Source organism: Prevotella multiformis DSM 16608 (assembly GCF_000191065.1).
Taxonomy (GTDB): Bacteria; Bacteroidota; Bacteroidia; order Bacteroidales; family Bacteroidaceae; genus Prevotella; species Prevotella multiformis.
Map to the genome: position 1 here is coordinate 165715 of NZ_GL872282.1, position 24738 is coordinate 190452.

Consider the following 24738-nt stretch of genomic DNA (forward strand, 5'->3'; position numbering starts at 1 on the left):
CCTGCAAAATTAAGAAAAAAAGTCTGAAATCCTGTACTTATGTGGCATGAATTTATTACTTTTGCAAGGATAAAACGAAGATGAACCAATGGCAAAGAAGAAAACGGAACGCAAAAGCAAGACATTTACAGAGGCAATCGGGCTCAACAATATCATTAACGACAAGACGGGATTTGTAGCCGGTCTCATCCTCCTTGGTGTTGCGCTCTTCATCTGCGTGGCCTTCTTCAGCTATTTCAACACCGGTGCCGCCGACCAGAGTTTAGTAACCGACCTGCGTCCCGGTGAGGTCGAAAACACCGGCAGGGTCTTCCAGAATGCGTGCGGATCGCTCGGCGCTCTGCTCTCATACGGTCTCATCTCACGCTGTTTCGGCATTCCGGCCTTCATCATCCCGGCCTTCATCACCCTCTGCGGTCTCCGCATGATGGGGGCTTACAAGAAGCTGAACCTGATGAAATGGTTCATGGGAATGGCATTGGTAATGATATGGTCCTCGATTACATTTGCCAAACTGCTCACCCCGCTGATGGGTGACCAGGTCTTCAATCCCGGCGGAGATCACGGTGTCTTCTGTGTGCAGTATATAGAGAATCTTGTCGGGACGACAGGACTGATGGCAATACTGGTCATCGTCATGCTGGCTTACCTGACCTATCTTACTTCGGAGACCATCACGGTCGTACGCAAAATGATGAACCCGGTCGGCTACATACGCGACAAGGTCAAATTCACCGTAGTCCATCATGACAACAAAGCCGCTGCGGACGGACTGTATGCAGATGAGGCGGTTGCTGACAACGTATCCGACAACCTGACGACACCGGTAGACTCCGAACTAGCCCAGCCCATAGACCTGTCCACAAGGCCAGCTGCCGTACAGCGCGAATCCGACTCCCTCTATGCTCCTGACGACCATGATGCGTTGGAGCATACAGCCGGTCAGGAGACACCCGGCCTGGAAGTGGAAAAAGTCCCTGACACCGAACAGGCACATGGCAGGACCGTGGCAAACAGCAATCTGCCACTGACACCGATCAATCCCCGTGAACCATTCACAAACTGGAAGTTTCCGACACTCGATCTGCTGAAAGAGTACGATTCCGACTCCAAGACGAGCTATGTAAGCCACGAGGAACTGGAAGCGAACAAGGACCGCATCATCAAGGTACTGAACGACTTCGGGGTACAGATCCGCAGCATACGGGCTACCGTCGGGCCTACCATCACCCTCTATGAAATCACTCCGGCACAAGGCATCCGCATCTCCAAGATCAAGAACCTCGAAGATGACATTGCACTGAGTCTGGCGGCGATAGGCATCCGTATCATCGCTCCGATGCCGGGCAAGGGAACGATCGGCATAGAGGTGCCGAACGCCAAGCCGAACATCGTATCCATGTACTCCATCCTCAATTCCCGCAAGTTCCAGGAATCGACGATGGAACTGCCGATAGCATTGGGCAAGACCATCACCAACGAGGTCTATATGGTAGACCTTGCCAAGATTCCCCACCTGCTTGTTGCCGGTGCCACAGGTCAGGGTAAGTCCGTCGGACTGAATGCCATCATCACCTCCCTGCTCTACAAGAAACATCCCAACGAGCTGAAAATCGTACTTGTCGATCCGAAGAAAGTTGAGTTCAGTGTCTATTCACCGATAGCCAAACCGTTCATGGCGGCCGTCGAAGAGAACGAGGAAGAACCGATTATCACTGATGTGCAGAAAGTCGTGAAGACACTGAAAGGCCTGTGCGTGCTCATGGATGAGCGTTACGACAGGCTGAAAGCAGCCCGCGTGAGAAACATAAAGGAATACAACCAGAAGTTCCTCAGCCACAGGCTGAATCCCGAGGACGGACACGAGTTCATGCCCTATATCGTCGTCATCATCGACGAGTTCGGCGACCTGATACTTACTGCCGGAAAGGAAGTGGAGATGCCCATCACCCGTATAGCCCAGCTGGCACGTGCCGTCGGCATCCACATGATCATTGCGACACAGCGACCGACCACCAGCATCATCACCGGCAACATCAAGGCGAACTTCCCGGGCCGTATCGCCTTCCGTGTCGGTGCCATGATGGATTCCCGCATCATCCTCGACCGTCCGGGGGCGCAGCAGCTTGTCGGACGCGGTGACATGCTCTATCTCAACGGCGCCGATCCTGTGCGCGTGCAGTGTGCCTTTGTGGATACTCCCGAGGTGGAGAAGATAACGAAATTCATCGCCAACCAGCTGGGGCCGGTACATCCTTTGGAGATTCCGGAGCCGCTGTCAGAAGATGAGGTGAGCGGAGGCGGTTCACTGGATACGCACAGTCTCGACCCGTTGTTCGAAGAGGCCGCACGTGCCATTGTCATCAGCCAGCAGGGTTCGACGAGTATGATCCAACGCCGCCTGTCCATCGGCTACAACCGTGCCGGCCGGCTGATGGACCAGATGGAGAAAGCCGGCATCGTAGGAGCTGCCAAAGGCTCGAAGCCGCGTGAGGTACTGATCGGGGATGAGGTAAGCCTCGACAACATGCTCGCTTCTCTGCACGGATGAGGTGTTACAGGCGGTCGACAAACGGATGGAGAACACCGTTCAACCGTCCCCTTGCTGACCAGAACGGTAAAGAACAAAACAGCGTAAACATCATAACGATGAAACAGATCAAGTATTTCTTATTACTGTCCGTCCTCTTTGCGGCAAACAGTATTCTCGCACAGAACTCCAGCCAGGCCAAGGCCTGTCTGGACAAAGCCACAGCCATCGTATCCAGCCGGGGAGGCATTACCGCCCGCTTTGCACTGTCCAGACCCGGAGCCGTAGGAAGGACTTCGGGCACAATATCCGTAAAAGGCACGAAGTTCGTAGCCTCCACCCCGCAGATGACCATCTGGTTCAACGGGAAAACCCAGTGGTCGTACATGAAGTCTACCAATGAAGTGAACATCTCCACGCCCACCGAGGCGCAGCGGTTCTCGATGAATCCTTACACCTTACTGACGATGTACCGGCAGGGGTACAGCCTCTCGATGACAGACAAAGGCAACGCCTACGTGGTACACATGAAGGCGCTTGATGCCAGACGGAGCGTGTCTGAGGTTTATGTGACGGTAAGCAGGAACTACCAGTTACAGGGTGTCAGGATGAAGCAAAGCGGTAAATGGACTACCATCACCGTGACAGGCATCCAGCGCAGGAATCTCTCCGATGCCATCTTCACTTTCAACAGGAAAAGCCATCCGTCTGCTGAAATCATAGACTTACGGTAAATGACTTATTGGGAAGCACTTTACACCCTACATACGCACTTCTGCCTCTCGGACAGGAGGAATCCTAAATGGCAAGCCAACAACGCAGGAAGGTATCTTTACTACGTGTTGGCTGTTTTTGTTTGTGTATACATGGGATGGGCAGGGGCAGAAATGGCGGATCTCGTCGCCAGTTCGGACATCGGCGGCTACCGATTCATCTATGCGCTGCTCCCGCTCCTGCTCTTCTTCGATTACTTCTTTCGCTATGCGTCCGACAACCGCAGGCTGATGCAGGTGCGCCCCTACCTCCTGCTGCCGCTGCCGGGAAACATCTACGCAGATTATCTGGTTGTCCGCCAGCTGACAGATTTCAAGAACACTTTTTTCCTGTTTCTCTGTATTCCTTTCGGCCTTAAAACCGTCGTCCCGGAGTCGGGCTTAGGAGCCATGGCCGGTTATACGGTCGGCCTGTATCTGCTGCTGCTTGTCAACGGACAGTTCTTCCAAATCACACAAGTGCTCATTGCACACAGAATCTATTACTGGCTGCTTCCGACGGCCGTCTACCTGTCTGCCGCAGCGACCATCTTCTTCTTCCCCACCCCTCGTTCCTATGTCGATTCCTTCGGTTTCATCGGGAATGCCCTGATGACCTGGAATCTATGGGTCTATACGACTCTGTTCTCCCTGCTGTTCCTGCTGGCCGACCTGAACAGGCGTGTTCTTCAATGGCAGATCCGTCACGAACAATACCTCACCCCGGCAGCTGTCTACAGGAAAGAAGCCCCCCTTCCGCTCACTTTCTTCGAACGGTTCCATCTTCTGGGAGAATACTTCAAGCTCGAGACAAGGAGCATTCTCCGAAACAAACGGTTACGATACATCTTTATCGCCGATACGGCATTCATCATCCTTTACGCACTGAGCACATGCTTCGGAATCGGGGTGGGAAACGGAGAGAACCATTTTTTCCTTTTTTACTGTTTCACCATCTATGGCATTGCTTTCCTCACAAGAATCATGAGTGTTGAAGGCAACTACTTTGAGTGCCTGCTCATGCAGCGAAACAGCCTGTACACCCTGCTGCTTGCGAAATATTACTTTTATGCCGCCTTGCTGCTGCTACCGGTTCTCCTGTTGCTGCCTGCCGCGATCCTTGGCACGATAAGTCCGTGGACAATCATTGCTTATGCGCTGTACACAGCCGGAGTCTGCTACCGCACCCTCTTTCAGATGGCTGTATATAATAAGGTGGCACAGCCCCTGAACACCGTCCATACCGGGAAACGTTCCGGAGCACCTTACCTTCTGTCAGTCGTGCCTTTCTTGGTTCTTTTCAGTCCGTTTCCCGTCATCGCCTTGGGCAGCTGGTGGCTTGGCCGTCCCCTGCTTACGCATACGGTTCTCTCCCTTCTCGGCTGCAGCTTCATCTTTACCCACCGCCGATGGATAGGCAGGATCTGCGGGAAAATGAAGGAAAGACAATACGAACAGATAGAAGGCTTCCGGATAAGCAGATAAACACGTCCGGAAAAGTCTACCCGACATGAGCTTCCCGGAAACCTGAAAAAGCAGATTGCATCGACTGGCTTCCAAAAGCGCAGTGACAATGCGGCCGGAAGACACACTAAAACAGACATCTTGGAGCCACGTCAAAAACCCTTTGCTAAGCGGTGACGAAACAAGCGATTCATTGACAGTCAACAACGCTTCCTCCGTGTAAACAAGGTCGGCGAAGGTCTCGTGTTACGGCATGCTGCTTTCTTTTTTTTCATAGAATGACATCCGTCCGATTTCCTTTCTACGCTGAAACAGACCATCTGCCTTCTTATCATCAGCCTGTTACCCAACCCTCTTCCACCGCCGGGTAATGAATGAAACATTCGCCGGATGCAGACACGTACCGACTTTTCCAACAATCCGGGAAAAGCACTCTGGTAAATGAGCCTGTGCGGTGAAATATCTTTACACTGTAAGCTGGGAAGCGATTTTAATCCTCAACAAATACCCTAAAAATCCTCACACACAACCGACACACAGTCAACCGGTTGCAGAACAGTAAGCTAATCAATGCTTGGTCGCACTCCAACTAACGCCCTTTAAACCTCCTATCAAGCCTTGGTTGCACCCCTGTCAAGCCTTGGTTGCAACGTTGTCAGGCACCTGTAAAATCCTGCATGACTTTATTATTACAATCAGAATCTCTGCTCTTCCTGCTGTCATCACAAATTATCACTGGCAGAATAAACCTGTTACCCAACTGTTGACATGCAGCGAAGCACTTGCCGACGTCTCTTTGCCGAGTCTTCAGGAATTTGGCGTGATGAAGTTTGTCCCATAAGTTGATGACTTTGATGAAATATCACACAGAGGCGGTGAGTAGAGGTAAAACCCTATAACGGAGGCGTGGAGCGGAGGGTTATCTGAGAGATTTACCAGAGCATTTATCTGTGAGAATGGTGAAAGACGTTGATCCCGAAAATAGAAGAGATCCGTACGTTACTTCTCTTTCGCCCTTTTGTGCCATCGGCAATTCCGTGGTGTTTAGAGTGTTCTCAGATTCTCTGCGTGACATATTATGTAGTAGGCTTACTCCATCACTCCATATTTCGGAAGTGCCACATTTTTTTCCAGCTGGCACTGTGGATCGGGACTTGCCGCAGGTGCCGATACCGACGAACTGGTCATCAAGGACCGAGACGGTCTGCCCTATGTGCCAGGACGCACCGTAAAGGGACTGCTCCGTGAGGCAGCTGCCATGCTCGACCAGCTCATGGATGTTCCAGAGGAGAGCGTTCACCGGCTTTTCGGACAGGCAGGTAGCGCAGACGGCCTCGAGTTCAGGAGTGTATCGTTCACCAATGCGACACTCGACAAAGGAGAACGGGATGCCATCATCAGCCAGAAGCTCACGCCACATCTCTACCGGTCGGTGGCATCGACAGCCATCGGGGCGGACGGTATTGCAAAAGACCATTCGCTCCGGAAGGTGGAGACTACGCTGCCCTGCTGCGTCTACGGCACGGTAATGAATGTCGACGAGCGAGATGTAGAGGTACTGACCCATGCCTTCAGATGGATCAAGCGGATGGGGCTGGGACGCAACCGCGGCTACGGACGTTGTGAGATAACAAAAGAAGATTAAGACTATGGAAAAGATACAATTCAGATGCGAGCTGCTTTCAGACATTGTCCTGAACGCCTCGTCGGCAACAGAAGGGAAAAGAAGAAGTCTGGACTTCATTCCGGGAAACAACTTTCTGGGGATTGTGGCATCGCAATTATATAAGGAGACGGATGAAGCAGCATGGCTCATCTTCCACAGCGGACACGTCCGCTTCGGTGATGCCCATCCTTCAGCCAACGGAACAAGGGGGCTGCGCATACCCGCCTCACTCTTCTATCCGAAACTGAAAGGCATAGAGGGCGGCTGCTATGTCCGCTACCTCGTAGAGGAGGATGCCGCCAGGAAAATGCAGCTGAGACAATGCCGGGAAGGCTTCTGCACTTTCGGTCCAGAGCATATTGCCACGCAGATTACCGTCGACAAAGACTTTACCGTCAAGTCGGCATACGACAGCGACACACGGAGGCCGATGGACAACCAGATATTCGGCTACGAAGCTCTTTGCAGAGGACTCGTCCTGCTGTTCTCCATTGAGATTGACGAGGAGGCAAAAGCGTATAAAGACGCCATTGTCAAAGCCATCTGCGGACTTCATCATGTGGGACGCTCACGTTCTGCACAGTACGGATGCGTGGAAATAGCAGAGTGTGGTTTTGCAGAAGCCGCCACCCTGCAGAGTCCCTTGCACATTGGCAGCCGGCAGTACGTCGCCGTGTATGCAGACAGCCGCCTTGTCTTTTTCGACGGGTATGGAAACAGCACGTTCCGGCCACAGCCTGCCGACCTCGGGATAGAGCATGGAGAGATTGACTGGGGACGGTCTCAGATTCGCACCTTCCAGTATGCGCCGTGGAACTACAAGCGGCAGGCGTTCGATGCTGACCGCTGCGGAATAGAGAAAGGAAGTGTCTTTCTTGTGGAAACAGACTGTATGCCGCCTGCAACAGGCACCGTAGGCTGCTATCTGACTGAAGGGTTCGGACAGGTTGTCTACAACCCGGTTTTCCTGCAGGGCGACAAGGAGGGGCACTCTATCTTCCAGTTTGTCAAACAGGAGAAGCCTGCCTGCGAAAAGAGAGAAAAAGGAGTAGACAGCAGCCTGGTACGATTCCTGCAAAAGAGAAAGGAAGATGCTGAAAAACAGAATATTATCATCACGGATGTAAACAAGTTTGTAGAAGCGAACAAGAGACTGTTTAAGCAAGATGTGTTCGCCTCGCAATGGGGAAGCATCCGCAGTCTTGCCATGGTCTACGAAGATGAAGAGAAGCTGAAAGAAATCATCGGCAGCAGGAAACAAGACGAGGAGGGAAAAGGCTATATCAACCACGGAACGGCATCAGAAAAATGGGATCAACGTGGACGAAAGGAAAGGCTCTGGGAATTCTTGGAGAACGAGGAACTCAAGGGACATCTGCAGGAGGCTGTCATCAACCTGGCATCGGAAATGGCGAAGATTTGTAAACCATAAAACAATGAACCAATATGGAGCATACATATAGATACAGGCAACTGGCAAGAATCATCCTGGAAACAGAAACGCCGCTTGCAATCGGAAGCGGGAACAAGGACATCAAGACCGACTCGGTCGTTGCAAAAGATATAAACGAACTGCCTTACATCCCTGCAACGACCTTGGCAGGACTTATCCGACATTCACTCCCAGAGGAACTACAGGAGTATTGGATGGGATTTCAGAAGAAGAAGGATGGAGAGGGATCGAGAATCATGCTGTCTGAAGGCAAGATATTGTCGGCCGACAGGAATCCTATTGACGGACTGAACCTTGACGAAGATGCAGTAACGCGGCTATGTCATGAACTGCCCATCCGCCAGCATGTACGCATCAACCAGCAGGGAACGGCTGTGAAAAACGGTAAGTTCGATGAAGAAATCGTGCCGAAAGGCGTACGTTTCTGTTTCGAGATAGAGCTGATGGCAGAGAAAGACAAGCCCGGCATAATGGACACGATACTTTCCATCATCCAATCGGATGGATTCCGTATCGGCAGTGGAAGCCGGAGCGGATTCGGGAAGATAGAAGTTGTCGGCATCCTTCGGAGGGACTTGGATCTCTGTGTACCGGACGAGTTGGCGCTTTACCTTGGGAAGTCCTCGTCACTGGCGAAAGCATGGGAAGGGTACAGGCCGCACACACCATCTGCAGCAATAGATCCTGACTGCATCTTATACACACTGGAACTAAGGCCTGTCGACTTCATGTTTTTCGGCTCCGGTTTCGGCGACGACCGGTCGGACATGACCTTTGTGCGGGAACCGGTCGTCACATCATGGGACAGGGGAGAAGCAACTGTTGAGGAGCTGGAACGAGTGATACTCATCCCGGCCTCCTCCGTCAAAGGCGCACTGGCACACCGCACGGCCTATCATTACAACCGGTTGGAAGGAGTATTTGCAGATAAAAAGACCGCAGAGGAACTTGAAAAGAATACCGGCAAAGAAAACAAAGCCGTAAAGACTTTATTCGGTTCTGAAGGCGACCGCAAAGGAAAGAACAAGCAGCGAGGGAACATTCTTTTCTCTGATGTCATCGAGAAGCAGGAAGCATCCCTCGAAAAGAAAGTGCTCAATCATGTCAAGATAGACCGTTTTACAGGTGGAGCGGTTGACGGAGCACTCTTCTCTGAGGAAGTACTCTATGCATCCGGAAAGACTTTCAACCTTGAATTGATGCTCCGAAAAACGGCTGTAGATGAAAAAGACGGAAAAATCGTCAAAGCCTTTGAAGCAGCGCTGACCGACCTCTGCAAAGGCTATCTGCCGCTGGGAGGCGGCGTGAATCGCGGCAACGGAACATTCAAAGGGAAACTAAATAAAAACGGAGAAACAATCTATGATGGATATAAATATTGATTTCAACCAACCTTACGAGGGTTATCTGTGGATGAGCAACGAGAACCATCCACAGGTATTCCACCCCGAGTCACTGATCGACAGACAGCTGTTCGAAGGCCATAACCCGTTTGTGGCAGAAGGCTATCTGTTCAACCATGAGAAGGGCATTTCCATCAGCATAAAGTATGTTGATGGACGATACCGTATTTATATAGACAAGGTGAAGCCATCCGACTTCAACAGCAAGGACACGAACCGCCTGTGCTATCTCACCCAGCGCATGGACGATTCGGATGCCCTGTGGGCTGAGTTCCTCCGTTACTGGACGGAGACTCCCGACCCCGCCTGTCACAGCATGAATGTACAGGAAGTAGAAAAAGAACTGTTTGTCGGATTCAAAACGAAGGAGGAATAGATTATGACTTACATAAAATCACCATTTAACTTTATCCCCGTCTCTGACAATGTATATTTCCCTGACTGGAGCGGACAAATATCCCACGACATACCCTTTTCAGATGGTATCTGCGGAGTCATTCATCTGGCCATAACGACCCATACGCCGACATTTGTCCGTAACGGACACACAAAGCAGGATGCCGATGACAAGAATGCTGTCTATAAGAGCTTTTCAAATATTGCAGACCGTTATTTCATCCCGGGTACATCCATCAAGGGAGAGGTACGTAATATACTGGAGATATTGAGTTTCTCCAAGTTGGATGTAGACCGAAGAATGCTATTCGCACAGCGAGAGATGGGGATAAGCGGTCTTTATCCCATCAAATCCACTCCAGATGCGATTTATTGCGGATGGCTGAGGCGGAAAGGGGAAAACTACGAGATCAGAGACTGTGGAAAGCCCTACCGTATCAGTCATAAGCGTCTTGATGAATACATCGGAAGAAATATTATGGAAAGTTATTTCTCCGAGAAACACAAATTAAACTTGAACGAGAAAATAGCCGGTTACGACCCCAAGACTGCTGCATTCAAATATCATCTCATGAACGAGGCGGGTGTCCCTACTGACAATCTGTCCTTTGAAATTGACAAAGAAAACTGTACGAAGAACAGCTCTCGAAGAGTATTCGTGTCGGAAACAGGAAACATTACAGGAACCATCGTGCTGACAGGGCAACCGAATCACTGGACAGAACGGGTAAGCAAAGAAGAAAAGGGAACTTCTGAAAAGACCACACCGAAAGGAAAGTATTATGAGTTCGTTTTTGCTGATTATGATGATACAAAGAAGCAAACAGTATATGACCTTTCAAAAGAGACTTTCGAGCACTACAAATTTATCTATCAGGGTTCTGAAGAGTGGAAACGAATCAAGAAGGCGATTGAGACTTCACAGGGAGTTCCCGTGTTTTTCAGGATTGAGGAGACAGGGATAAAGGATTTCGGCATGGCTTACCTTTACAAGCTGCCCTATGAACGGACACCCTATGAGGCACTTCCTAAAGCACACCGGCAGAATGGAATCGACCTCGCACAATGTATCTTCGGATACACGTCCAAGGATAAGAGCCTGAAAGGGAGAGTGCAGTTCGGCAACGCCTTTTCGGAGGATGCGCAGCCCGATGAAGATGTCACCTTAGTGCTCAACTCGCCCAAGGCCTCCTACTACCCTATTTATATCCGGCAAAATGGGAAAAATGGAATTGTCACGGAATACAGCACTTACAATGATGGAACACCGGCAGGATGGAAGCGTTATTATATCCGTGAACATACATGGCGGAATGCGATGGATCAAGAGAAGATGAACACAGTCATCCATCCTGTCAAAGCCGGTGCTGCTTTCCATAGTCGTATCACATTCCACAACTTACGCCCAGTCGAACTCGGTGCATTGCTTTCTGCGCTTACATACCATGGAACCCCGGACTGTTATCACAGTCTGGGACAGGGGAAACCCTACGGATTCGGCAAGACGAGTTTCCACATTGAACTCGACTGTGACAACAAGAATAATGATCTGGAATACTACATGGCCTGTTTTGAATATGCCATGACAAAAGAACTTACTACCCTTTCGGTCTCCGGGCAGCTTACACCCTGGGCCACGTCAGGACAGGTCGTGACGCTTTTGGCGATGGCTTCCAAAAATGTTCAAGGCAGCTCATTCGAATACATGACAATGGACATGAAAGGGAGCAACGAATTTGTGAAAGCAAAAAAAGCACATGAATATCTCCCCCCAGCCCGACAGATTCTGGCAGCAAATATCCACCTAAAGTCGTTATACGCACGTGGTGAAGAAATATACAGACCCATGATAGATGCAGAGAATGCTGAGATACGCGAATCCTACAACAGACGCTTTGATAAACTCCTTTCAATGCCGCCGCAAGAGGCTCTCCAGAACTTCCATGAGCTAAAAGAGGAACTTCAAGAGAAATATGAAAAGGAAAAGAATAGGGAACGAAGAGACTTCTACTATGAATTGAAGACGGAATGGGCTACCAGACGGACGACACTAGAGGATGCGATTCTAGCCAACAAAGACAGACAGGATTTCCTTACTGGCATTGCCCGCCTTCTCACCTCCCTCACCTCTTATGGTGTTTGGGATGGACGCATGAGGAAATGGAAGAAGTGGTGCGCAGCATACGACAACGGAAGAACCGCACTCACGGAAGAAGAGCAGAAAACAGGTGCGGCCGCCCTTGCAGAGTTATATGTGAATGCAAAGAAAGCCGACCAGAGGAAATTCAAATGGAAAGAAGCCTCGAAAATCCTTGGGATAGAGATAAATGCCGATAACATAAAAGATTATCTTAAACGATAAGGTTCTATGTCGAAAATACTTATATCATTTCTCGGGACAGGTGCATTGAAGACAGGTACAGGCAACAATGCTCCTTCCAGCAGCGAACGTCAATACCGTACCGCCAGGTATCGTTTCAACAACGGTGATATAAAAGAACACACCTTTGTCGCCGCCGCACTTGCCGAGCACAGCAATATCGACAAGATAATACTGATTGGCACAGTCCATTCTATGTGGGAAGAAGTCTACAGATACTTTACCGAAAAGGACGGGAAGCAGCTTGATGAAGACAAGTACTTTGAAATCCTCGAGCACTGCAATAAAGCCGGGCATTCATCCTCTCTGGACATCCCGTACAAAAAACTCATCGAGCGGTCCATCGGGAAGGATGCTCAGATTATCCTGATCAAATACGGCATCACAGATGAAGAAATCCAGGAAAACATCAATACCGTTCTGGCTATTGAAGAAGAACTGAACGAAAGGGACGAACTGGTCGTCGACATAACTCATTCCTTCCGTTCGCTCCCCATCCTGCTGATGAATCTCCTCATTTATCTTCAGACAGTCAGCCGCAAGGACATACGCATATCACACGTCTACTATGGCATGATGGAAGTGTCGAAAGAACTCGGTTATACCCCTGTGACAGAACTCGGAAGCATGCTCGACATCAGCAAATGGATTACTGGTGCCTATGCCTTCGAGAACTATGGCAATGCCTATCAGATTGCCGATCTGATTGAAAGCGAGAACAAAAGTGTCAGCGAACGCCTCCGCCGTTTTTCCAATCTAATGAATCTGAATCACTTAGGGTTGTTGCAGAAAGAGGTGAAAAACCTGAAAGCTATCAGGAATACGAAATACCGGTCATTGATACCGGGTCTCATCATCACTCCTATCATCAATACATTCATCGAACAGTTCGGTGACATCAGTTCACATGCCCTCTTCCAGCTCCGACTGGCAAAATGGCAGTGTGAGCATTGTAACTACACGGCTGCTTACATCTCTGTCATTGAGAGTATCATTACTTATGCTTGCGAGATAAACCATAAGCCATGGGAAGACTACGAAACAAGGGAAGAAGCAAAGAAAGCTTTACGGGAGAACACCAGCTCGTGGAAAATTGATGCCGGGCTTACAGACATCTTCCGCAAAGCCAACAGCGTCAGGAACTGTCTTGCTCATTCACTTGAAACAGACAAGAAACCCATGAGGATGATCGACCTGCTCAAAAAGTATCTTAAGGCCCTGACGACCATCATCAAATAAAAACATTTATGGCACGTAAACTGTTCATATCCGTACTCGGTACAGGATTATACGAAAAAGGAGTATATACACAAGGCCCGTTCAGATCGTCTGAAACAAGATTCATCCAGCAGGCGACACTCGAACTGATCGGTTGCAAGGAAACCTGGACAGAAAACGACGAGATCTGCATACTACTCACAGAGAAGGCACAGGAACTCAATTGGAATGCGACATCACGTAAAAGCCCGCATTCAGATGATATGATTCCCTACGAGGGGCTGAACACCCTTCTCCAACAGATGGAATTACTGCCGAAAATCCATCCGGTCCCTATACTCAATGGAAAAGACGAAAACGAGATGTGGAAGATATTCCAGACCATCTTCTCTCAAATACAGGAGGGGGACGAACTTTACTTCGATCTCACCCACAGCTTCCGCTATCTTCCCATGCTCGTCCTTGTCCTCGGCAATTATGCGAAGTTTCTGAAGAACGTACACATCGCACATATATCCTATGGAAATTATGAAGCACGGAATGAGGAGGGGTCACCCATCGTCAACCTCCTGCCCCTGACAGTGCTGCAGGACTGGACATTCGCCGCTGCCGACTTCCTGCGCAACGGCCATAGCGAACATCTGGTACACCTCACTACACAGGTCTACGGACCCATCCTAAGTGAGACACAGGGACGGGACGAACAGGCTAAAAACCTGAAGACATTTTCCAAGTCACTGCAGACAATAACCAATAACCTCCAGATGTGTCGTGGACTTTCCATCACACAGGACAACGATATCTCCGGTCTGAGGCAAATAATCGGCGAACTGTCTGAAGACATCATAAAACCTTTGATACCTGTTGTCCACAAAATAGAACAATCATTTTCAGACTTTACAGATGAGGCCGACATCACCAACGGATTATGTGCGGCAAAATGGTGCTATGACAATCAGATGTACCAGCAGGCTATCACCATCTTACAGGAGACGGTAGTCACCTATATCTGTCAACTTTCAGGACTGTCTATAACCGACAAGAACGCCAGGAACCTCGTCAATGCCGCCTTTCATATTGTCGCAAACAGGAAACAGCAGGCAGAGGACAGCTGGAAACTCCCTCCATTCGGCAAAGAGGACGAAGCACTTAACGAGGTAAGAAAGCTTATCAGTCTCCCTCTCGTCGCAGAGCTTTCCAGTAGTTTCATGGTTGCTACCGACATAAGAAATGATTTCAACCATGCGGGCTTCCGTAACAACCCCATGAAGGCAGAGGGAATTATCAGCAAGATTGGAGAAAGAATCGAAAAAGTAAACGGCATTGTCCTTTCCGGAAATTCTCGCCAGACTGCCCGGCCTGTTTTTACATTCCTCAACCTCTCTAACCATCCCCTCTCCACATGGTCATCCGCACAGCTTGCTGCGGCAAAGGAATACGGCGGACTGGAGGAGATGCCTTTCCCGGACATCAGTCCGGAGCTTTCTGCCGGGGATGTGCAGGCAATGGCGACGGACTATGTTGACGACATTCTGAAGCACTACCCTGCGAGGGGGCTTACGGTACACATCATGGGTGAGATGACCTTCTGCTATCATGTCGCCCGTCAGCTCAAGGAGGCGGGGGTGTGCTGTGTAGCCTCAACTTCAGAACGAATCGTGGAAGAACTGGACGGCGACCGGAAACTGGCTCAGTTCTCCTTCGTCCGGTTCAGAGAATATTAGAATACGGAAGCCCCCGGTCTGGCGTGAAACCGGCCTCCGGAAGGTGCAGGCATCAAACCCTGGCAAAGCCGTATGGAAAAAATAAAAAATCAAAAACAAGACTTTATGGAACTGATACTCAATACTTACGGTGTCTCCCTCAACCGTGACAACGAGGGATTCGTCATCAGCACGTCCGACGGAAAACAGCGCATACCTGCCGTCGGCATAGACAGCATACAGATCAGCCGCGGCGCACAGATCACGAGTGATGCCGTGATGCTGGCCGTGGAACACGAGATAGAAGTCATGTTCATGGACCGGACAGGGAAACCTATCGGACGGATATGGAGTCCGAAGTACGGCAGCATCTCCACCATCAGGAAAGGGCAGCTGAACTTCGTCTATTCCCACCGCGCCGTAGACTGGATCAAGGAGGTCCTGCTCAGGAAGATTGAAAACCAGCAGGCACTGATGATGCTCTTCGACACGAGTGACCACACGGACGAACCCACGGAGAAGAACGTCGCCCGGCTGGAGGACTACCGCAACAAGATCCGTGTCCTCGACGGCGACATCGTCAACGACATCGCTCCCATGCTCCGCGGATGGGAGGGGCAGGCCTCGCGCATCTACTTCAGCACCATCAATGCCTTCCTCCCGGAGCAGTTCCGTTTCAACGCCCGGTCGCAGCATCCTGCGCTCGACGTGGCGAACGCCTTTCTCAACTATGGCTACGGAATCCTCTACGGCAGGATTGAGGGAGCGCTCATCAAGGCGGGCGTCGACCCCTATATCGGGGTGCTGCACCGGGACGACTACAACCGCCCGGTACTCGTCTACGATGTCATCGAGATGTACCGTATATGGGTAGACTACGTCGTCTATACCCTCCTTGCACAGAACGTCATCACCGAAGAATTCTATTCCGTCCGCGAAGACGGTTCCTACTGGCTCGAAGCACTCGGACGGCGTGTACTCATCCAGTCGCTCAACGATTACATGGACGAGGTTGTCACCGTGAAAGGCACCACACGCTCGCGCCTCACCCAGCTCACTCTCTACGTGCAGTCGCTCGCACAGAAGTTCAAAGAGGAAAGTAAAACAGTAAAAAGGTAAGATGGTAAAAACACAGGCATGCATCACCCGACTTTTTTACTCATAAACTCCATCCCCCTAACTCTTTCAACGCCTAAATCTCTTCCCTATGCTACTATTCGGAACAAACATACAATCAACGGCAGACGGACTGCGGAAAGTGCAGGAAGCGTATCTTTACAACAGTCTGCGCAATCCCAAGCCTGCCATCGCCGCCGCCGTACGGCAGCTGCGCATCGTCTACAGCATGGATGCCAAAGGCTACGCCCAGCTGAAACGGCGACTTCCCTACTTCGTCTGCGGACAGTTCAATCCTGCTTTCCGGCGGAAAGAAAACTTCGCCTATACCGAGAGCTTCATCCTCGACTTCGACCATCTGTCTGCCAAGCGGCTGTCGCTGAAGACGGTACGGGAAGACATCATCCGCGACGAACAGGTGATGATGTGCTTCGCCTCACCGAGCGAAGACGGTCTGAAGGTGATGTTCCGGCTCAAGGAACGGTGCTACGATGCAGGCCTGTATTCCATCTTCTACAAGGCCTTTGCGGCTACCTTCGCCATGCGCCATAACCTGACACAGGTGGCAGACGGCAGAACCTCGGATGTGGCAAGAGCGTGTTTTGTCAGCATCGACCCCGATGCCTACTACAATCCTGATGCCATCCCCGTCGACATGAAGGCATATATCGACGAGGCCGACCCCGATACCGTCTTCAAGATGAAGCACGAACAGGACGAGCACGACAAGGTGACACGCAAGAGCGATGACGGGCAGGCATCCCGTCCGAAGGACCCGGACAAGGAGGTGCTGGCACGCATCCGCCGGCAGCTCAACCCCAACGCACGGCCGCAGGCCGATCCACCCCCGGCCTACGTACCCGAACGGCTCAATGAAATCATTGCCGATCTGAAATGCTTCATAGAGGCGACCGGACTGCAGGTGACTGAAATCATCAACATTCAATACGCCAAGAAAATACGGGCACGGCTGGGACAGAAGGAGGCCGAGATAAATCTCTTCTACGGAAAGCGGGGGTTCAGCATCGTCGTCTCGCCGCGCCTCGGAACCAACGGGGAACTGAACGAACTGCTCGCCGGACTGGTCGGCAATTTTCTGGAGAAGTAAAAATAACAGACAGAACGGCCGTGTCCCCGGCTCACGGAGAGGAGTGCCGGATCTGTCAAATCCTCTGGAGACACGTTGTCGGCCTCAACTCTAAAAAACACATTTACAGGTACTTGCAGAAAGTCTGAAAGGGGCTGTTGAAAAGACGCTCAGTTGCATTGCAAAAGGGCGTTAGTTGCAGGCCGGAAGGGCATCAGTAAGAAAGCAAACAGGCATTGATTGGAAGGCAGACAACCCCCAGTCGGAAAACAGGCAGTACCGTAAAGGTTCAAAAAAACGGACATTTCCTGCAAAACAGATAGTCGAATCATCCCGAGATCCCATGCGAAAAGCTATCCCCTACATAGAAATCTTACGCAAGCTCAGCAGAGCCGGTGTGCAAAAATCACCCGTCATCAACCGACGGACCGGCGACTTCAGCTGTCTGCCGACACTACAGGAACGGGTGGATTTTCTCATGGGAATCGTAAACAGACCCATAAGACCGGCAACCAATATGCTATTCTTCGTCATGTATGATATTGAGAGCGACAAGGTACGCTATCATATCGCAAAATACCTGGAACGGAAAGGATGCACACGCATCCAGCGTTCCATCTTCCTTGCCGACCTCGACAAGACCGTCTACGATGAAATTAAAAGAGACCTTGCCGAGGTGCAGTCGCTTTACGACAACCACGACAGCATCATCGTCTGTCCTGTCTCCACCGATCAGATCCGGGCAATGCAGATCATCGGTGAAGACATCAGCATAGATGTCATCATCCGTTCGCGCAACACATTGTTCTTCTGAAGATGGCAGCGAGGATACCTTCTACAACAGGGAAGAATGTCCTCCCCATGAGGGAAAGCAGCAGCAATGCTTCCTCCATAAAGAATATTTAACGCATCGCTCTTTGACTTTCTGCACAGTTTTTCGTACCTTTGCACTCGCTTGGAATATGGTTAATTTTTCTTAATTCCTCAAGCATTTTTAGGGCTTACACGCATGGAGCTGCGGCATATAAAGGAATACAAGTCTTTACTCTCAATGAGTATCTTCCATTAAAACAAGGATTAAGACTGAATGTTGCTTGTTTGCCCCTCGAATGCTGCTTTCTCAATGAGTATCTTCCATTAAAACAAGGATTAAGACTCCCTGTTTTTTGCGCATAACTGAAATTTGTAAAGTCTCAATGAGTATCTTCCATTAAAACAAGGATTAAGACGCAACTTTGAGGGCGGCCGCATCGTTTGCGCCCACTCAATGAGTATCTTCCATTAAAACAAGGATTAAGACTAGCCTTAAGGGCGGCAGCGTCATTTTGACCCACTCAATGAGTATCTTCCATTAAAACAAGGATTAAGACTTGAAATCCGCCAATGCCTCTGGTATCTCCACTCAATGAGTATCTTCCATTAAAACAAGGATTAAGACACCATGCGCATAAGCGTTTAGGCTTCTTTGGATTACTCAATGAGTATCTTCCATTAAAACAAGGATTAAGACCATGCGGCGAATAACTCGTCCATACTGTCGTAGTTCCTCAATGAGTATCTTCCATTAAAACAAGGATTAAGACTCTCTCCCGGCTTTTACAGAAAGGATGTATGGGCCTCAATGAGTATCTTCCATTAAAACAAGGATTAAGACTGTTATACATTTCTATTAAATTAGGAGAATTAAATCTCAATGAGTATCTTCCATTAAAACAAGGATTAAGACACTTGGATTTAACACCGTTGCGGTTCTCTTTTGTTGCTCAATGAGTATCTTCCATTAAAACAAGGATTAAGACTTCAAACTCGTCTAAGTAATTATTAACAATTTCCTCAATGAGTATCTTCCATTAAAACAAGGATTAAGACTGCCCGTTCTGGCAACCAAGCTGGCGGTGATGTCGTCTCAATGAGTATCTTCCATTAAAACAAGGATTAAGACCGTCTGATCCTCTACGTACTGGTGAAGAATAAACCTCTCAATGAGTATCTTCCATTAAAACAAGGATTAAGACATACTCAAAGTTACAAACCTTAGTAGTCTGAGTCTCAATGAGTATCTTCCATTAAAACAAGGATTAAGACTTCTAAAGTATCGCTGAGTCTGCTCTCCACAAAACCTCAATGAGTATCTTCCATTAAAACAAGGATTAAGACACCGTTAGCAACTACCATTTCCAACTCACGATTCACTCAATGAGTATCTTCCATTAAAACAAGGATTAAGACATCCGCAATTAATGTACTTGCCTGCAAGTCTCTTACTCAATGAGTATCTTCCATTAAAACAAGGATTAAGACCATTTAAAAACAATTGTTTTCTTATTCCTTTTGTCTCAATGAGTATCTTCCATTAAAACAAGGATTAAGACTCACCCTCTTTGTAAGTACCATCTTCTTGTGCAACTCAATGAGTATCTTCCATTAAAACAAGGATTAAGACACTTTAAGAAAGTTCCTAAGTTCAACAACAGTCTTTCTCAATGAGTATCTTCCATTAAAACAAGGATTAAGACACTGTAGGTACTTTCTTCGCTACAGCTGATTGAATCTCAATGAGTATCTTCCATTAAAACAAGGATTAAGACGTCCACACATTCTACGACAATCATCATTATTCCATCCTCAATGAGTATCTTCCATTAAAACAAGGATTAAGACCGATTAAAATGCATAAATATACTCTTGTGTATCTCAATGAGTATCTTCCATTAAAACAAGGATTAAGACTGCTTTTGCAGCCTTAAGGGCGGTTGTTTCGTTCCTCAATGAGTATCTTCCATTAAAACAAGGATTAAGACCTAATGAGCTCTATGAAAAATAGTTTTTTGCTACTCAATGAGTATCTTCCATTAAAACAAGGATTAAGACCCCGTGTAACGTTGGCAGACTCGTTAAAGTCCGCCTCAATGAGTATCTTCCATTAAAACAAGGATTAAGACTCACGCGTCGGGAAGTAGGCATCAAACCATGCTCTCAATGAGTATCTTCCATTAAAACAAGGATTAAGACTTTGCAAGAGTTCGCTTTGCGTCCTCAACCTTCACTCAATATTAGAACAAGGATTCGGAAGAAGAGCCTTTGGGGGCAAAAAAATTATGATTTATAAATTAAAAGTAGTACCTTTGCCACAACATTTGATTTATAAAACTAATTTGTAGTATGGTTAAAATCACTTTCCCAGACGGCTCCGTTCGTGAATACGAACAGGGGGTGACTGGTTATCAAATCGCCGAGAGCATTTCGCCGGCTCTCGCCCGTGACGTTGTATCTTGCGGTGTCAATGGCGTAACGACAGAACTGAACCGTCCCATCAACGGAGATGCGACCATCGCACTTTACAAGTTCGATGACGAAGAAGGCAAGCACACTTTCTGGCACACCTCTGCCCATCTGCTTGCCGAGGCATTGCAGGAACTCTATCCGGGCATTCAGTTCGGCTTCGGCCCGGCAGTGGAGAACGGCTTTTTCTATGATGTGATGCCGGCTGACGGTCAGACCATCTCCGAGAACGACTTCCCGAAGATCGAAGAGAAGATGCGCGAACTCGCCAAGAAGAACGAGCCGGTTGTCCGCCATGACGTTTCAAAAGCCGACGCCATCAAGGAGTTCACCGCTGACGGACAGGAATACAAGGTGGAGCACATCGAGCAGGATCTCGAGGACGGCACCATCTCGACATATACACAGGGACATTTCACCGACCTCTGCCGCGGTCCGCACCTTGTTTCCACAGGTGCTATCAAGGCCATCAAAATCACCAGCGTGGCCGGTGCTTTCTGGCGCGGCGATGCCAAGCGCGAACAGATGACACGTATCTACGGCATCACCTTCCCCAAGAAGAAGATGCTTGACGAATACCTCGTCATGCTCGAGGAGGCCAAGAAACGCGACCACCGGAAGATCGGCAAGGAAATGGAACTCTTCATGTTCTCCGACCGTGTGGGCAAGGGGCTGCCGATATGGCTGCCGAAGGGAACCCAGCTGCGCCTGCGCCTGCAGGATCTGCTGCGCCGTCTTCTCCGTCCCTACAACTATCAGGAGGTCATCACACCGGGCATCGGCGGCAAGAACCTCTACGTCACTTCCGGACACTATGCCCACTACGGCAAGGATTCTTTCCAGCCTATCCACACACCGGAGGAAGACGAGGAATATATGCTCAAGCCGATGAACTGTCCGCACCACTGCGAGGTGTACGCCTACAAACCACGCTCGTACAAAGACCTCCCGCTGCGTATCGCCGAGTTCGGTACAGTGTTCCGTTATGAGAAGAGCGGTGAGCTGCACGGTCTGACCCGTGTCCGTACCTTCACGCAGGACGATGCCCATATCTTCGTCCGTCCCGAACAGGTAAAGACAGAGTTCGAAACGAATATCGACATTATCCTCAAGGTGTTCAAGACTTTCGGTTTCGACAACTATGAGGCTCAGATTTCTCTCCGTGACCCTAACGACAAAGAGAAGTACATCGGGTCTGACGAGGTATGGGAAGAGAGCGAGGCTGCCATCAAGCAGGCCTGTGAAGAGAAGGGGCTCAAGGCACGTGTAGAGCTGGGCGAGGCTGCCTTCTACGGTCCCAAGCTCGATTTCATGGTGAAGGATGCCATCGGACGCCGCTGGCAGCTGGGTACCATCCAGGTGGATTACAACCTGCCTAACCGCTTCAAGCTCGAATACACAGCCGAGGACAACTCGAAGAAGACTCCGGTGATGATTCACCGTGCCCCGTTCGGTTCGCTCGAACGCTTCACAGCTGTTCTCATCGAGCATACGGCCGGGCATTTCCCGCTATGGCTGACACCTGACCAGGTGGCCATCCTGCCCATCTCGGAGAAATACAACGACTATGCTTTCAAAGTCAAGGCTTACCTTGATGCGCACAATGTGCGTTCCATCATGGACGACCGCAACGAGAAAATCGGCCGCAAAATCCGTGACAACGAGTTGAAGCGTGTACCTTACATGGTTATTGTAGGTGAGAAGGAGGCTGCGGAAGGGCTTGTCTCCATGCGGCAGCAGGGCGGTGGCGAGCAGGCTACCATGACCATGGAAGCCTTCGCAGAACGCATCAATGCAGAAGTTGCCGACCAGCTGAAGACACTGGATTGACGCACTGCCCCATCGACCTCCTTTCCGTTCAGAGGATGGGGAGACGGTGGGGAATGCCATAAGCCTGACCGGCTGAGAAGTCCGGTCTGTGCATCATGTAAAACTGTATTCCCTCCCAATATAAAACAGCCATATCAAGGCATTCAATGCCCGGATATGGCTGTTTTATACATTCCGTTCTGTCTTGCAGCTTTCCGGAGAACCCTCTTTCGGTTTTCCGCCTCACGGATTTCTACTTTCAAGAATGTTCTTGTCCTGACTGACTAAAGCCTGTTGCCCTCTTTGGGGAACACGACGGTCGGTTTGAACATCTTGGCTTCTTCAAAGTCCATCAGGGCATAAGAAATGATGATGACCACATCGCCGACGACCGCCTTCCGAGCGGCGGCACCGTTGAGGCAGACGCACCCGCTGCCCCGTTCGCCTTTGATGATGTAGGTCTCAAAACGTTCGCCGTTATTGTTGTTGACAATCTGAACCTTCTCGCCGGCAATCATGTTGGCTGCATCCAACAGATCTTCGTCGATGGTGATGCTTCCCATATAATGGAGGTTTGCCTCCGTGACGGTTGCACAGTGCAACTTACTCTTCAAAACTTCAATCTGCATACTATCCTCTGTATTTGATATGGTCGATCAGCCGGACAGGTGTCTTGCCGCAATAGACCGTGATGCAGCCGACAATATAAGGCGACTGCTCCCATGAGGCAACCTCAAGCAGTGTGCTGCCGTCAACAATCTCAAAATATTCCACCTCAAGCCCTTCGACGGAATTGATTTCGGCAACCACCTTGTCGCGGGTCTCTGCCACGCCGTGCGTCCTGGCATATTCCACACTTGCCTGCAACGCTTCATATATCTTCGGCGCAACGGCACGTTCGTCAGCCGTCAGCAGCGTGTTGCGCGAACTCTTTGCCAGTCCGTCGGCATCACGTACTATCGGGCATTCGACAATCCTGATAGTGTCCTTCATGCCGATGAAATCGACAAGACGTTTGATGACGGCTATCTGCTGCCAGTCCTTCTCGCCGAAATAAGCTCTGTCCGGACGTACGATATAGAACAGTCTGCTGACAATCTGGCAGACGCCATTGAAATGTCCCGGACGCTTTGCACCCTCCATCACGGTCGACTGAGGGGGGAATTCGAAATGACGATTGTCCCCTTCGGGATAGATTTCCCCGACAGACGGGGCAAAGACATAATCGGCTCCGCACGTCTCGGCGAGCTGGCAGTCGGCCTCCAATGTCCGCGGATAACGTTCAAGGTCGCCCTTGTCGTTAAACTGGGTCGGGTTCAGGAAAACGGAGACGACCGTCACATCGTTCTCCTCAACGCTTCGTTTTACAAGTGATGCGTGTCCTTCGTGAAGTGCTCCCATCGTAGGCACCAGTCCTACGGTCTTGTTTTCTTTGCGGCAGGAGAAAAGCTCGTTCTGGAGTTCAACAATCTTTTTAAAAACTTTCATCAGTGACTAAGAATTTTACGGGTGCAAAGTAACAACAAAATAATTGAATAGACGAGAATTTAATTAAATAATCTCAATGAAACCTACTTTTTATCCGTTTTAACCCGAAAGCGAAACGTATCTCGTTTTTTTTTTCGTACCTTTGCAAAAATAAAATTTCTAATATAATAATGGGAAAGAAAGTATTATTCGTCAATCAGGAAATCATGCCGTATGTGCCTGAGACAGAGATGTCGGTCTATGGCTCTGAAATGCCCCATGTCATGCAGGAAGCCGGTTATGAAATCCGCACATTCATGCCGAGATGGGGGAACATCAACGAGCGTAGAGGGCAGTTGCACGAAGTGATCCGTCTCTCGGGTATGAATCTGATTATTGATGATACCGACCACCCGCTGATCATCAAGGTGGCAAGCATCCCCCAGACACGCATACAGGTTTATTTCATTGACAATGAAGACTATTTCCAGAAACGGCCTGCCATGACGAAGGACGAGCTGGGCAACGATTACCCGGACAACGGCGAGCGTGCCATCTTCTTCGCAAGAGGCGTGTTGGAAACCGTCAAGAAACTCAGGTGGGCACCGGACATCATCCACTGTCAGGGGTGGATGTCGGCCGTCATACCGTTCTACGTGAAGACCGCCTATAAGGATGAGCCGCAGTTCGCAAACTCGAAAGTAGTCACCTCGCTTTTTGCAGAGCAGCCCCAAGACAGCCTGGGCACGAACTTCAAGCACTGCCTGGAGTTTCGTGAGGCGAAGGCAAAATGCCTGAAGAAATATGGAGACAATTTCGACTTCATGGAACTGGGGAAACTGGCCATCGACTATTCGGACGGCATCATCGGCACCAGCGAAAAGGCCAACGCCGCTCTTATCGGCTATGCCCGGGACAATGACAAGCCCCTTCTGGAGCACGCCATCGACGATGATCAATTAAAGGATAAATACTCGGAGTTCTACGGCAGGCTGATCTGAGTCCATCAGCA

Annotated in this window: 17 protein-coding genes and 1 CRISPR repeat array; of the genes, 15 read left to right on the forward strand and 2 right to left on the reverse strand. The window is 49.6% G+C overall.

Annotated elements, in window-relative coordinates; genetic code table 11:
- Window positions 1–88: 88 nt before the first annotated feature.
- The 14 genes from HMPREF9141_RS00700 (at window position 89) to thrS (ending at window position 22280) form a co-directional block, all read left to right on the forward strand.
- Complete coding sequence (locus HMPREF9141_RS00700; RefSeq protein ID WP_007366455.1) at window positions 89–2551, forward strand: FtsK/SpoIIIE family DNA translocase; 2463 nt, start codon at window positions 89–91, stop codon at window positions 2549–2551.
- Between the two features lie 98 nt (window positions 2552–2649).
- Complete coding sequence (gene lolA1, locus HMPREF9141_RS00705) at window positions 2650–3264, forward strand: outer membrane lipoprotein periplasmic chaperone LolA1 (RefSeq protein ID WP_040554315.1); 615 nt, start codon at window positions 2650–2652, stop codon at window positions 3262–3264.
- On the forward strand, window positions 3265–4767 hold the full coding sequence (locus HMPREF9141_RS00710; RefSeq protein ID WP_007366457.1) for a DUF5687 family protein: 1503 nt from the start codon (window positions 3265–3267) through the stop codon (window positions 4765–4767). It begins immediately after the preceding gene.
- A gap of 1075 nt (window positions 4768–5842) precedes the next feature.
- Window positions 5843–6391, forward strand: coding sequence for an RAMP superfamily CRISPR-associated protein (locus HMPREF9141_RS00715; RefSeq protein ID WP_040554117.1), 549 nt, complete (start codon window positions 5843–5845; stop codon window positions 6389–6391).
- Window positions 6392–6395: 4 nt separating this feature from the next.
- Window positions 6396–7844 (forward strand): hypothetical protein, encoded by a 1449-nt coding sequence (locus HMPREF9141_RS00720; protein ID WP_007366461.1) that lies wholly within the window; start codon window positions 6396–6398, stop codon window positions 7842–7844.
- Between the two features lie 14 nt (window positions 7845–7858).
- Entirely contained in the window at window positions 7859–9247 is a 1389-nt protein-coding gene (locus tag HMPREF9141_RS00725; protein WP_007366462.1) for an RAMP superfamily CRISPR-associated protein, read from the forward strand.
- A complete protein-coding gene (locus tag HMPREF9141_RS00730; RefSeq protein ID WP_007366463.1) occupies window positions 9228–9644 on the forward strand; it encodes a TIGR04423 family type III CRISPR-associated protein in 417 nt (138 codons plus the stop codon). The genes HMPREF9141_RS00725 and HMPREF9141_RS00730 overlap by 20 nt, the downstream gene beginning before the upstream one ends.
- A 3-nt stretch (window positions 9645–9647) precedes the next feature.
- Complete coding sequence (locus tag HMPREF9141_RS00735; protein WP_007366464.1) at window positions 9648–12026, forward strand: TIGR03986 family type III CRISPR-associated RAMP protein; 2379 nt, start codon at window positions 9648–9650, stop codon at window positions 12024–12026.
- A gap of 6 nt (window positions 12027–12032) precedes the next feature.
- Window positions 12033–13283, forward strand: a complete 1251-nt coding sequence (csx2, locus tag HMPREF9141_RS00740) for a TIGR02221 family CRISPR-associated protein (RefSeq protein WP_007366465.1) — start codon at window positions 12033–12035, stop codon at window positions 13281–13283.
- A gap of 8 nt (window positions 13284–13291) precedes the next feature.
- Window positions 13292–14986, forward strand: a complete 1695-nt coding sequence (gene csx2, locus HMPREF9141_RS00745; protein WP_007366466.1) for a TIGR02221 family CRISPR-associated protein — start codon at window positions 13292–13294, stop codon at window positions 14984–14986.
- 105 nt (window positions 14987–15091) lie between these two features.
- On the forward strand, window positions 15092–16084 hold the full coding sequence (gene cas1, locus HMPREF9141_RS00750) for a CRISPR-associated endonuclease Cas1 (RefSeq protein WP_040554118.1): 993 nt from the start codon (window positions 15092–15094) through the stop codon (window positions 16082–16084).
- 88 nt (window positions 16085–16172) lie between these two features.
- Entirely contained in the window at window positions 16173–17189 is a 1017-nt protein-coding gene (locus HMPREF9141_RS00755; protein ID WP_007366468.1) for a CRISPR-associated primase-polymerase type B, read from the forward strand.
- A gap of 322 nt (window positions 17190–17511) precedes the next feature.
- Window positions 17512–17982: a CRISPR-associated endonuclease Cas2 gene (gene cas2 / locus HMPREF9141_RS00760; RefSeq protein ID WP_040554119.1), complete on the forward strand. Its 471-nt coding sequence runs from the start codon at window positions 17512–17514 to the stop codon at window positions 17980–17982.
- A gap of 233 nt (window positions 17983–18215) precedes the next feature.
- A CRISPR array of direct repeats spans window positions 18216–20180; the repeat unit is 37 nt; unit sequence CTCAATGAGTATCTTCCATTAAAACAAGGATTAAGAC.
- Window positions 20181–20330: 150 nt separating this feature from the next.
- The gene (thrS, locus tag HMPREF9141_RS00765; protein WP_007366473.1) at window positions 20331–22280 is read left to right on the forward strand and encodes a threonine--tRNA ligase; all 1950 of its coding nucleotides are present in this window, start codon (window positions 20331–20333) and stop codon (window positions 22278–22280) included.
- A gap of 263 nt (window positions 22281–22543) precedes the next feature.
- Here the strand turns inward: thrS and panD are convergent, their stop codons facing one another.
- Window positions 22544–22888: an aspartate 1-decarboxylase gene (gene panD, locus HMPREF9141_RS00770; RefSeq protein WP_007366474.1), complete on the reverse strand. Its 345-nt coding sequence runs from the start codon at window positions 22886–22888 to the stop codon at window positions 22544–22546.
- Window position 22889: 1 nt separating this feature from the next.
- The gene (panC, locus tag HMPREF9141_RS00775; protein WP_007366475.1) at window positions 22890–23747 is read right to left on the reverse strand and encodes a pantoate--beta-alanine ligase; all 858 of its coding nucleotides are present in this window, start codon (window positions 23745–23747) and stop codon (window positions 22890–22892) included.
- A gap of 170 nt (window positions 23748–23917) precedes the next feature.
- On the opposite strand from panC, the gene HMPREF9141_RS00780 reads away from it, so the two are divergent.
- A complete protein-coding gene (locus HMPREF9141_RS00780) occupies window positions 23918–24727 on the forward strand; it encodes a glycogen/starch synthase (RefSeq protein ID WP_007366476.1) in 810 nt (269 codons plus the stop codon).
- Window positions 24728–24738 lie beyond the last annotated feature (11 nt).